We start from the raw sequence: 11,245 nt of genomic DNA on the forward strand, positions 1-11,245 counted from the left end.
GACTCAAAATCCGCCGGTGGCAACACCTTGCGAGTTCAAGTCTCGCTCCCGGTACCAGAAAGACAGGCGGTCACGACAACGTGGCCGCCTTTTTTCGTGCGGGGATCTCCGGTGAAGATCCCTCTTCCCATGCGCATTTTCAGTTGGGAACGCGGCGCGTCCCCACCCATACGGTCGGTCTCTCGTTTCTCAAAAACGCGGTCATTCCGCCCACTTTGGGCCGGGCGGCGCTGTGCCGCCGCCTCGCCTTTCCTTTTTCAAAACGGAAACGCTCATGCGGAAAGGGCCTGCCCCACGACGTGGAACAGGCCCCCCAAAAGGATGGTCGTCGCGATCCGACGGTTTAGAAACCGAAGCGCAGGCCGACCATGAATTCGTGGTTGTACGGACGAACGCCGACTTCGTACTTGCGGCCGCCGGACGTGCCGCTCACTTCATTGTAGCCGAAGTCCACATAGCGGTAACCGGCGTCGATGGTGAAGTTCTCATTGACGTTGTAGGCCACACCGGCGCCCACGTTCCAGGCGAAGTTGGTGAAGCGGTCATCCATGGACATGTTGGTGCCGCCGTAGTGGATATCATAGCCGGCATAGGTGAAGGCAAGGCCCAGACCGCCGCCGATCCACGGGGTAAAGGGGGAATCGTTGTGGATGTCCCAGTACAGGTTGGCAAAGAGCGTGGACTGGTTCCAGGTGCCCTTCACATTGCCGAGATTGCCTTCCCACGAGGTCTCGCTGTTGCCGCGCATGGCAAATTCCAGTTCCGCGCGCAGCGGCACCATATGCATGGGCCAGAAGTCATAACCAGCCGCCAGCGCGCCGCCCAGGGTGAACTGCGAGTATTCGCTGATGCCGGAACCCACAAGACCGGCGCTGCGCTCCGTCGTTCCCGTATTCTGGATGCTCATCAGGAACTTGGGGGCAAGGTACATGCCTTCCGCCTTGGCCAGGGCGGGCATAGCCAGCACGGCCAGCAGGAACAGGGCAACAAGGGTGCGTTTCATGGTCTTTCCTCCAAAAAGGTTTTCTGGTGCACCGAAAGTTAAAGTCTTACTTAAAGTTGTCGTCTTGTCAACGGAAATGACGGCGCGGGACGCCGAGCGGGCGGGCTCTTGCCTTCTCCACGGGGAGGCGCTCCGCCCCGAGGCAAGCGGAGCGTATATGCTCGATTTACCCTATCCATTGGATGATTTGGGAGATCTCTGCCATCAGGCCTAACCGCGACGCCCGCCGCTACAGCATATTGACGGGATCAAGGTCGAGGAAGGGACGCAGATGCGCGGCATCCTTGTCCCGGGCAAGAGACGCGAAGACCTGCCGTATGCCGCGCCAGTCCGCCCCCTTGAGCAGGCAGTGGAAACGACGGCGTCCCCGCAGCACGGCGAGCGGCGCGGGAGCCGGGCCCAGCAGCCGCACCCCCTCCCGACCGGCGGCCTCACGCAGCAGCCGTCCCGCGGCGGCCAGACGCTCCGCCCCCCTGCCGTCCTCCACGGCAAAGGAGAGCCGTACCAGCGCCAGCCGCACGAAGGGCGGGTAGGCGTATTTGCGACGGCGGGCCAGCTCTTCGGCGTAAAAGCCTTCGTAATCCCCTTCCCGCACATATTGCCAGCAATAATGGGCGGCGTCCCGCGTCTGGATGAGCACCCGGCCCGGCATATCGCCTCGTCCGGCGCGTCCGGCCGACTGCACCAGCAGCTGGAAGGTACGCTCCGCGGCCCGGTAATCCGGCAGGTTCAGCCCCAGATCGCCGTCAGCCACCACCACCAGCGTCACGCCGGGGAAATGATGCCCCTTGGACAGCATCTGCGTGCCCACGAGCAGCGGCGATTCCCGACGGGCAAAGGCGGCGAGGATCTCCTCCATGTGGCCGGGACGGCGCGTGCTGTCCCTGTCCAGCCGCAGCACCGGCCCCCCGGCCAGCACCGACAGGCTTTCCGCCAGTTTTTCCGTCCCTTCGCCCAGCGGCAGAAAACTCATGCTCTTGCAGGAGGGACAGGGCGACGGGAACGGCAGACTGAAACCGCAATAATGGCAGACGAGCTTTTCCCTTCCCTTGTGGTAGGCCAGTCCGATCTGACAATGCGGACACTTCAGCGTGCTCTTGCAATCCTGACAGAACATGAGCGGCGCATAGCCCCGCCGGTTGAGGAGCACGACGGCCTGTTCCCCGCGCGCCACCACCTCACGGAGGGCCGCTTCGCTCTCCGGCGCCAGCAGGCCGCTGTCCTGGGGGCGGCAGGAGAGCGGCCCGATATCCACCAGCTCCACCGGCGGCAGAGAGCGGCCCCCCACCCGCTGCGGCAGGGACAGCATGGCAAGCTTCCCCTGCTCCACGGCATAGAATGTCTTGATGTCCGGCGTGGCCGATCCCAGCACCAACAGGCCCTTGCGCTGCCCCACCCGGAACCAGGCCACTTCCTTGGCCTGATAAGGCAGCCCCTCGTCCTGCTTGAACGACGTGTCGTGTTCCTCATCCAGCACCACGCAGCCCAGATCAGGCAGCGGCAGGAACAGAGCGGAGCGGGTACCCACCACGAGACAGGGGCCGTCATGCCGGGCCAGCGAACGGAAGAGCTCCTCCCGCCGCTGAGGCGTCTGGTAACCGTGATACAGGTAGACCGGCACATGCGGCAGCACCTGGGCGGCATCGCGCCGCAGCTTGTGCGCCAGCGCCACTTCCGGAGCCAGCAGGAGGACGCTGCGCCCCCGCGCCAGACAATGACGCGCCAGCTCCAGATACACGGCCGTCTTGCCGCTGCCGGTCACGCCGTAGAGCAGCCGGGTGGCGGGCTGATCCGCATCCAGCGCGTCGATCATGTCCGACAGGGCGGCCTGCTGGGCGGCATTGAGCTCAAAAGGGGCCGGAGGCGGCGGCAAAAGTTCTTCCCCCTCGTGGTCCTCGTCCGCCGCATGGACAAGCTCCACCAGGCCGGCGGCAAGGAGGGCGCGCAGAGCGGCGGCGGAACCGGGCAGCGCGCGGGCCAGCCGGCGACGGCTGACGCTGCCCTGCTCATGCAGGAGATCGAGGATGGCGATCTGCCGGGCCGCCGAGGGCCGCACCGGCCACGGGGGATCCGTCAGCAGGCGGCAGCGCTCTTCTTCCGCCGCATCCGTTCCCGGCGGCAACAGACGGGCCCGGCCGTTGCACAGCGCGTCCGCAAGACGGACCTGCACCTCTTCCGAGGCCGCACAGATCTCGGCCAATCCCCAGGTCCGCCCGGATGCAGCCCCCTTCCCGCCGAGTTCCCGCAGGCGGACGCGCGTCAGGCGCAGCCCCTGCGGCAACACATGTCCCAACACGCTGCCGACGCCAAGCCCCTGCCGCGACGCCAGATCCCGCGCCAGAGCCAGCAGATCCCCGGACAGCAGGGGCACGGTCTCCAGCGGCCAGGCCAGCCGCTTGCAGGTCACGCCCGGCGGCAGAGCCACCGCCGCTTCCGTGCCCAGCAGCACGCCCGCCCGCAATGCGCCCCTGCCCAGCGGCACGGCCACACGCAAGCCCGGCTGCCAGAAGTCCGCCGGAAAGCAGGGCGGCAATTCATAGGTCAGCGTCGCGTAAGGAGGACTGAACAGAGCAATATGGGCGAACATCGTTCCTGGACGCGATGGACGTTCCCGGCGTAAGGGCTGCGAACGACCGCGGTAAAGGGATGAGGGGTGGGCGGCTCGATGGACGCGCCACGCGGACGGGCACGTCCCCTGCTCCGCGCGAAGAAAAAGGCGGACGCCGCCATGCTTCCCTGACGGCATCCGCCACGACTCTCCGCGGAGAGGATATCACTGGAACTGGACGAATTTCCTGAGCTGGGCCAGCAGCTCGTAACGCAGATCCTCGTCCTGCAGGGCAAAATAGATATTGGCGGAAAGGAACTCCGACCAGTCGCCCGCATCGAAACGCATACCCGCCATGCGCACGGCCATCATGCCGCGCTCCTGCGTCAGTGTCCGCAAGGCGTCGGTGAGCTGGATCTCTCCACCGTGGCCGGGCTGCACCTTGTCCAGATGATCGAAGATGTCCGGCGTCAGCACATAGCGGCCCACGATGGCCAGACGGGAGGGGGCGTCCTCGCGGGCGGGCTTCTCCACCATGTCATGGACGCGGTAGACGCCGGGGCTCACTTCCTCGCCTTGGATGATGCCGTAGCGGCTCACCTTTTCCCACGGCACTTCCATGACGCCGATGACCGGCATCTTTTCGGCCATGGCCACGTCGATGAGCTGACGGATGCCGGGGACCCCGCTGAACATGAGGTCGTCCCCCACCATGACGGCAAAGGGCTCACCGCGCACCAGCTCGCGCGCGCACATGACGGCATGTCCCAGCCCCAGCTGCTTCTTCTGGCGCACGGACATGATGTTGACCATCTCCGCCACCTTGCGCACTTCCTCCAGCTTGTCCAGCTTCCCGGCACGCTCCAGCACGCTTTCCAGCTGCAGATTGTAGTCGAAATGATCCTCGATGACGTTCTTGTCCCGGTTGGTCACAAAGATCACGTCCTGGATATTGGCCCGCTGGGCCTCTTCCACCACATACTGGATGACGGGCTTGTTGTAGATGGGCAACATCTCCTTGGGGATGTTCTTGGTCGCGGGCAAAGAACGTGTCCCCCATCCGGCCACGGGAATGATGACTTTCCGAATCTCCTGCATCCCTGTCTCCCGCCTTGTGGCGTCTAGCGCAATTCCCGGTTGACGATCTCCGCCAGCTCCGTGGCGTAGCGGACGACCTTTTCCTCGTCTTCAGCTTCCACCATGACGCGGCACAGAGCTTCCGTGCCGGAGTAACGCAGCAACACGCGGCCGCGTCCGGCAAGGGCCCGTTCCACCTCGGAGACAGCCTTGCCGATGGCGGGCCGCTCCTCGAAGGGAAGCTTTTTCTCTACACGTACATTTATAAGTTTTTGCGGAAAAAGTTGCAACTGCCGGGCCAGTTCAGAGAGGGGCTTCTCCTTCTCGCGCATGATGCGCAGTATCTGCAGGGCGGCCAGCAGACCGTCGCCCGTGGTGCTGTACTGCCGGAAGATGAGGTGGCCTGACTGCTCGCCTCCCAGCATGGCGCCCTCCCTGCGCATGGCCTCCACCACATAGCGGTCGCCCACCTTGGTGCGCAACAGGCGTCCGGCGCGCTCCTTCATGAAGATCTCCAGCGCCAGATTGCTCATGGCCGTGGCCACCAGCAGGTTGCCCGGCAATTCGCCGCGCTCCATCATGGCCTGCGCGCAGAGCGCCATGATCTGATCGCCGTCCAGCACGGCGCCCTGTTCGTCCACCACGATGAGGCGGTCCGCGTCGCCGTCCAGGGCAAGCCCCACATCGGCGCGCACTTCGCGCACCTTGGCCGCCACGTTCTCGGGATGGAGCGAGCCGCAATGATCGTTGATGTTGGTGCCGTTGGGGGCCGTCCCCAGCCGAAAGACCTCCGCCCCCAGTTCCTCCAGCGCCAGCGGGGCCACCTTGTAGGCGGCGCCGTTGGCGCAGTCGATGACGATGCGCAGCCCGGCCAGCGTCAGATGCGGCGGGAAGCAGCTCTTGGTGTAGACGATGTAACGCCCGCCGGCGTCCTCGATCTTGCTGGCGCGCCCCACCTTGTCCGAAGCCGGATAGGGCCAGCGGAAATCCGGGTCGAGCACCATGGCGGAGATCTCGTTCTCCACCTCGTCCGGCAGCTTGAAGCCGTCGGCATCGAAAAATTTGATGCCGTTGTCCGAGTAGGGATTGTGCGACGCGGAAATGACCACCCCGAGATCCGCCCGCATGTTGCGGGTCAGGAAGGAGATGGCGGGGGTCGGCAGGGGGCCGGTCATGATGACGTGCATACCCGCCGCGCAAAGCCCGGCCGTCAGGGCGGACTCGAACATGTAGCCGGACAGGCGGGTATCCTTGCCGATGACGACCCGATGCGCGTGCGGTCCCTTGCGGAAGCGTACCCCTGCCGCAAGCCCGAGCCGCAGGGCCACATCCACGGTCATGGGCGAGATGTTCACCGGGCCACGCATACCGTCGGTGCCGAAAAGACGTTCAGCCATTGGGCGCTCTCCTTGGCGCCGCGTCAGGACGCGGCGGTCACTTTTTGCGGGAAATGGTCACGGGATTGACCGAGGGATTCAGCAGGGTCATGCCTTCGGGCAGGCGTATCCGGGGATCGACCTGCCGGCTCTGACCGACCTCCATGGGCGGCGGCACCACGATGACCCCCAGCTTGCGCAGGTAGCTTGAATTCTTGGCCAGCGCCTCAGGCACTTCCACGAGCAGCTCCAGCGTCTCCGGTTCCACCGCGTAGTTCTGGGCATTCTGGGCTTCCATCTCCACCCGCACCTGCCGCGTCACCACGGTCCGGCCGCTGGTGATGGTATATTGCACTTCCACACTGCCGGGCATGGCGTTGACCAGACTGGGCGTGTCCAGCGGCAGGTTCTGCCGGACGGTCGTACCCGCCGCGTTGGGGTCGAGGGTGATGCTGAGCGGCACATGGGACATGTCCGAAAGGACGCTCTCCGGACCGCGCAGGGTCACCGACGCCGGAGAGACGATGACGTTCTCCACCGTCAGCACGCCGCTGCGCAGGGGGGATTCTATCTCCGCGCGCACCGGTACGCTGCGCTCGATGAGATTGTCCGCCTTGACCACGATGCGCGGCGGCTGCACGTCGATGAGCTCAAAGGCCCGCAACTGCGGCCCCATGTGCTCTCCCGACAGGGGAACCACCGTCGTGCCCTTCTTGATGCCGGAAAGATTGATGGCCTGGGTGAGCGTTTGCTGCGAGATGGCGCGCAACAGCAGTTCGGGGCCACGCATACGCACATGCACCTTGCTGATGAGCCCGTCCGTGATCACCAGATCGGGGGGCACGCCGTTATAGTCGATGCTCACTTCGAGCTGGGCCTCCAGCCTGTCGCGCACGCTGACCACATACCACATGCCCACCGCCGTGATGATGGCGACGATCAACGACAGCACATGCGGCATCTTCTTGGGATTAAAGGACATCATGGAGCACCTGCTTCAATCGGGCGGCATCGAGGTTGCGGATGAGCTCTCCCTTGATGGCCACGGAGATCTCGCCGCGTTCCTCGGAAACGACGACCACCACCGCGTCGCTTTCCGCCGTGGCGCCCAGCGCCGCGCGATGACGCGTGCCGAAGGACTGACCGCGAGCCTCGGCCAGCGGCAGGATGCAGGCCGCCGCCAGGATGCGCCCGCGGCTCACCACCACCGCGCCGTCATGCAGGGGGGCCTTGGGGTAAAAGATGTTCATGAGCAGCTGCCGCGAAAGCCGGGCGTCCACGGTCACGCTCTCCCGCTTGACCATGTCCCCCAGCTGCATACTGCGTTCAAACACGATGAGCGCCCCCACCCGCAGGCGGGCCATCTCCACGCAGGCGGACACCACCTCGTCCACCAGTCCGGCCTGCACGCGCTTCTTGCGGAAGAAATGCCGACTGCCCACCTCGCCCAGCGCCTGCCGGATGTCATTCTGGAAGATGACCACGATGAGGATGAAGAGCGAACCGAAGATATGCTGCAGCAGCCAGGAGAGCGTATACAGGCCCATGCTGCGCGACATGAAATACAGCGCCGTCAGCACGCCCAGGCCGGACAGCACGGCCAGCGCGCGCGTCCCGCGCAGGAGCTGGATGACCTGATAGAGCAGCACCCCCACCAGAGTGATGTCCAGCGCGTCGCGCCAGTCGAAGACGATATGCTCAAGAATCACGGCGTTCCTTCAATCAGCGTTTTTTATCGCGGTACATGGCGGTATCGGCCTGCCGGAGCACGGCCTGGAAGCTGTTCTCCCCTTCCGGCCAGAAGGTCAGGCCGCAAGCGAACTCGATACAGACCCGCTCGCCCGGACACAACTCCAGCGGCTCGGCGCATGTCCGTCGAATGCCGGCAAGCGTCTTCTTCACCTCCTCCCGTGCCGTATCCGGCGGGAAGATGAGCACGAACTCGTCCCCCCCCATGCGGGCAAAGAGATGGCGCCCGTCCACATAGCGCGTCACGGCGGCCACGAAGGCGCACAAGACCTTGTCTCCGGCTTCGTGGCCGTAGGTGTCATTGACCTGCTTGAACTTGTTCAGGTCCATATAGGCCAGGAAACTCCGACCGGCAAGGCCGCGCAGGCGTCTGGCCAGGGCTCGGAAAAGCCCGTGCCGGTTGAGCGCCCCGGTGAGCTGATCGTGGTTCAGCAGCAGCTCCAGCGCCTGCCGCGTCCTGTGCAGAACGCAGACCTGCCGCACCAGCAGGGCCACCAGCAGACTGCAGACAAGACAACCCAGCCCGAAGGGCCAGACGGCGGCATTCTGCCACCAGAGGCCCACAGGTTGTACGCGCAGCACCCACCAGGTCCCGGCCGTGTCGAAGGTATATTCGAGGACGCCGTCCGTGGATGCGGAGATCGTCGCTCTTTCTTCCTGATCCTGACGGAAGCGCGCCAGCGGCAATGCCGGACGCCGCTCCCGGGGATAGGCCTGCAGGGCGGCACTGCCGTCATCCCACACCAGCTGCAGCGTCCTGCCCTGCAATTCGGGCACGTCGAGACCGGCCTCGTGCAGGACGTCCTCGAAGCTGATGCAGAAGACCAGGATCCCCCAGAACCTGCTCTGTCCATCGGTATCCGTAAGATAGACCAGCTTGTAGCCGTACAGGACGGAGCGGTCCTCCGAGACGGGGAAAGGCCCGCTCAGGCTGATGTCCTTACCGGCGTTGATGAGACGTTGCAGCGTGGGGTCCTTGAGGAGATTCAGGCCCATGTACTGCTCCCGCTGATCAAGAGGCCAGACATTGCTGACGATGCCGTCCGGCGCCAGCAACATACCGCACACCGACCCATCCCGCACGAGCGTGCGCGCGGCTTCAAAGAAGTGCGCGGGCTTGCCGTTGTGCAGTTGCAAAGTCATGGCCAGCGTTTCCAGCTTGTACAGACGCAGCCAGATGGCCTGCTTGAAGGCATTGGCCCTGTCGGCCAGCTGGCTTTCGGCCTCGATGCGCTCCACACGATTCGCACGATAGCCGAGCGACTGCGTCGCCACAGCGGAGAGCAGCAGGCACACCAACAAGGTGCCCCAGAAAGACAGGGTATATTTCCGGGAAGGATACACGGCGCACGCCTCACGGCTCAGAACAACGGGATATGAAAAGTCACCACGACGACGATGCGGCGTAAAAACCTAGCGGGCATCCAGAGCCGCAAGCAGACGGAGCGTCCGCCGTGTCGCCGCCACATCGTGCACCCTGTGCCAAAAAATGCCCCGCTCCCACAGGCGCGCCGTGGCGACCTGGGTAACGGTCCCCCTTTCGGCGGCCGCCAGCCCGAGCAGTCCGCCGAAAAGCGATTTCATGGAAAGCCCCATCAACACAGGACGCCCCAGCTCCAGCCAGTCCTCGGGATGGGCCAGCAGGGTCAGATTATGTTCGAGCGTCTTGCCGAAGCCTATGCCCGGGTCCAGCACGATGCGATCTTCGGGCAGACCGGCCCGAACGAGTCGCGCCATCTCCCGCTCGAAGAATCCCCGCACCTCGCGGCGGACATCCGCATAGCACGGCGCTTGCTGCATGACCTCCGGGCGGCCCTGGCTGTGCATCAGCACATAGCCGGGCTTGTATTCCACCAGCACGTCCAGCAGTTCCGGGTCAAAGCGACAGGCGGAGATATCGTTGATGATCTCCACCCCCTGCGCCAGCACGGCGGCCGCCGTGGCCGCATGGTAGGTGTCCACCGAAAGGCAGGCTCCCGGCGCTTCGCGTTTCAGACCGGCCAGCACCGGCAAAAGGCGGCGCAACTCCTCGTCCGGCGACAGGGGTGCCGCGCCGGGACGTGAGGACTCCGCCCCGATATCCAGCACGTCGGCCCCGTCGTCACGCAACTTCAGGGCATGAGCGAGGCCGGAGACGGCGTCCGCATGGCAGCCGCCGTCATAAAAGGAATCGGGCGTCAGGTTGACGATGCCCATGACGCCGAAAGGGGCGGACGCACACAGCGTACGCCCCCCCGCAATGACCCAGGCGCCCGGTCTCCCATTGCCGGAGTGCGGCGCGATGCTACCGGGGCTCATCATGCTTTCTGTTGCCTTCCTCATTCTCCGCGGCCTCTCCCGCGGCATTTTCCTTTTCCGGACGAGGAGACGGGGAAGGATCTTCCTTCGTCTGTCCATCTTCCGCCGGCTCAAGGGAAAAGTCCGCCTCTTCCGCGTCGGTGGAGGCCGCCGCGACCGTCTTTACGGGTTTGCCGTTGGCGTCAAGCGGCTGCAGGGGCTTGTCTTCCATCAGGAGATCCAGCTCCTCGCCGGTGATGGTCTCCCGCTCCAGCAACGCCCTGGCGATGCGGTGCAGGGTCTCCAGATTGTCCCGCAGCAGCGTCTGGCAGCGGGAATGCGCCTCCTCGACGATGCGCTTCACTTCGGCATCCACGAGACGCGCCGTATCTTCGCTGTAATTCTTGTTCTGCACCCACTCCCGGCCGATGAAGACCTCTTCGCCGGTCTCACCGATGGCCAGCGTGCCGATGGCCTCGCTCATGCCCCATTCGCAGACCATCTTGCGGGCCATGCGGGTCACGCGCTCGATATCGTTGGAAGCGCCGGTGGTGATGTCGTCGAAGATGATCTCTTCAGCGACCCGCCCGCCCAGCAGCACCACAAGGTTGTTACGCAGATAGGTGCGGGAATAGCCGTGCCGGTCCTCTTCAGGCAGCTGCATGGTCACGCCCAGAGCCCGGCCGCGCGGGATGATGGTCACCTTGTGCACGGGATCGGACTTCGGCAGCAGCCGCGCCGCCAGGGCATGTCCGCCCTCATGGTACGCGGTGATGCGCTTCTCCTCATCGGAAAGGATGAGGCTGCGCCGCTCGCGTCCCATGAGCACCTTGTCCTTGGCAAATTCAAAATCGTGCATGTCCAGCCGCTCTTCATTGAGCTTGGCGGCCTGCAAGGCGGCTTCGTTGACCAGGTTTTCCAGGTCGGCCCCGGAGAAGCCCGGCGTCCCGCGCGCCAGCACGTCCAGATCCACATCATCCGCCAGGGGCGTCCGTTTGGTGTGCACTTCCAGGATGCGCCGCCGTCCGCGCAGATCGGGCGTAGGCACCACCACCTGCCGGTCGAAGCGGCCGGGCCGCAGCAGGGCCGGGTCGAGCACGTCGGGACGGTTGGTGGCGGCGATGAGGATGACGCCCTCATTGCTTTCAAAGCCGTCCATTTCCACCAGCAGCTGATTGAGCGTCTGTTCGCGCTCGTCATGACCGCCGCCGAGCC

General features: G+C 64.8%; 10 protein-coding genes. 1 reads left to right on the forward strand and 9 read right to left on the reverse strand.

Translation table 11 applies throughout. The features are described 5' to 3' along the window. Positions 1-347, forward strand: a 347-nt coding sequence (locus Q0K00_RS09715) for a hypothetical protein (protein WP_297229006.1), incomplete at its 5' end; no start/stop codon positions are given. On the opposite strand, the gene Q0K00_RS09720 is transcribed toward Q0K00_RS09715, so the two are convergent. The 9 genes from Q0K00_RS09720 to Q0K00_RS09760 form a co-directional block, all read right to left on the reverse strand. Further along, positions 344-1,003: an outer membrane beta-barrel protein gene (locus Q0K00_RS09720; RefSeq protein ID WP_297229008.1), complete on the reverse strand. Its 660-nt coding sequence runs from the start codon at positions 1,001-1,003 to the stop codon at positions 344-346. The two genes, Q0K00_RS09715 and Q0K00_RS09720, sit on opposite strands and share 4 nt — an antisense overlap. 229 nt (positions 1,004-1,232) lie before the next feature. Next, positions 1,233-3,590: a primosomal protein N' gene (gene priA / locus Q0K00_RS09725; RefSeq protein WP_297229009.1), complete on the reverse strand. Its 2,358-nt coding sequence runs from the start codon at positions 3,588-3,590 to the stop codon at positions 1,233-1,235. 186 nt (positions 3,591-3,776) lie between these two features. Then, positions 3,777-4,649 carry a UTP--glucose-1-phosphate uridylyltransferase GalU gene (gene galU, locus Q0K00_RS09730; protein WP_297229011.1) on the reverse strand — a complete coding sequence of 291 codons (873 nt, stop codon included), beginning with the start codon at positions 4,647-4,649 and terminating at the stop codon, positions 3,777-3,779. Positions 4,650-4,672: 23 nt separating this feature from the next. Next, positions 4,673-6,025: a phosphoglucosamine mutase gene (gene glmM / locus Q0K00_RS09735; protein WP_297229013.1), complete on the reverse strand. Its 1,353-nt coding sequence runs from the start codon at positions 6,023-6,025 to the stop codon at positions 4,673-4,675. 37 nt (positions 6,026-6,062) lie between these two features. Next, a complete protein-coding gene (locus Q0K00_RS09740) occupies positions 6,063-6,989 on the reverse strand; it encodes a CdaR family protein (RefSeq protein WP_297229015.1) in 927 nt (308 codons plus the stop codon). Beyond that, the gene (cdaA, locus tag Q0K00_RS09745) at positions 6,976-7,710 is read right to left on the reverse strand and encodes a diadenylate cyclase CdaA (protein WP_297229021.1); all 735 of its coding nucleotides are present in this window, start codon (positions 7,708-7,710) and stop codon (positions 6,976-6,978) included. Before cdaA ends, Q0K00_RS09740 begins: the two co-directional genes overlap by 14 nt. A gap of 16 nt (positions 7,711-7,726) precedes the next feature. Continuing rightward, positions 7,727-9,097, reverse strand: a complete 1,371-nt coding sequence (locus Q0K00_RS09750; RefSeq protein WP_297229016.1) for a diguanylate cyclase — start codon at positions 9,095-9,097, stop codon at positions 7,727-7,729. 69 nt (positions 9,098-9,166) lie between these two features. Then, a complete protein-coding gene (gene folP, locus Q0K00_RS09755; protein WP_297229018.1) occupies positions 9,167-10,054 on the reverse strand; it encodes a dihydropteroate synthase in 888 nt (295 codons plus the stop codon). Then, positions 10,038-11,245, reverse strand: a 1,208-nt coding sequence (locus Q0K00_RS09760; RefSeq protein ID WP_297229020.1) for an AAA family ATPase, incomplete at its 5' end; no start/stop codon positions are given. The genes folP and Q0K00_RS09760, both read right to left, overlap by 17 nt.

Source organism: uncultured Desulfovibrio sp. (genome assembly GCF_944327235.1).
GTDB lineage: Bacteria > Desulfobacterota > Desulfovibrionia > Desulfovibrionales > Desulfovibrionaceae > Desulfovibrio.

Bases quoted from the DNA above. Each gene is read 5' to 3' on its own strand.
- glmM (WP_297229013.1), bottom strand. From the start codon at position 6,025: ATGGCTGAACGTCTTTTCGGCACCGACGGTATGCGTGGCCCGGTGAAC.
- priA (WP_297229009.1), bottom strand. From the start codon at position 3,590: ATGTTCGCCCATATTGCTCTGTTCAGTCCTCCTTACGCGACGCTGACC.
- Q0K00_RS09740 (WP_297229015.1), bottom strand. From the start codon at position 6,989: ATGATGTCCTTTAATCCCAAGAAGATGCCGCATGTGCTGTCGTTGATC.
- galU (WP_297229011.1), bottom strand. From the start codon at position 4,649: ATGCAGGAGATTCGGAAAGTCATCATTCCCGTGGCCGGATGGGGGACA.
- folP (WP_297229018.1), bottom strand. From the start codon at position 10,054: ATGATGAGCCCCGGTAGCATCGCGCCGCACTCCGGCAATGGGAGACCG.
- Q0K00_RS09720 (WP_297229008.1), bottom strand. From the start codon at position 1,003: ATGAAACGCACCCTTGTTGCCCTGTTCCTGCTGGCCGTGCTGGCTATG.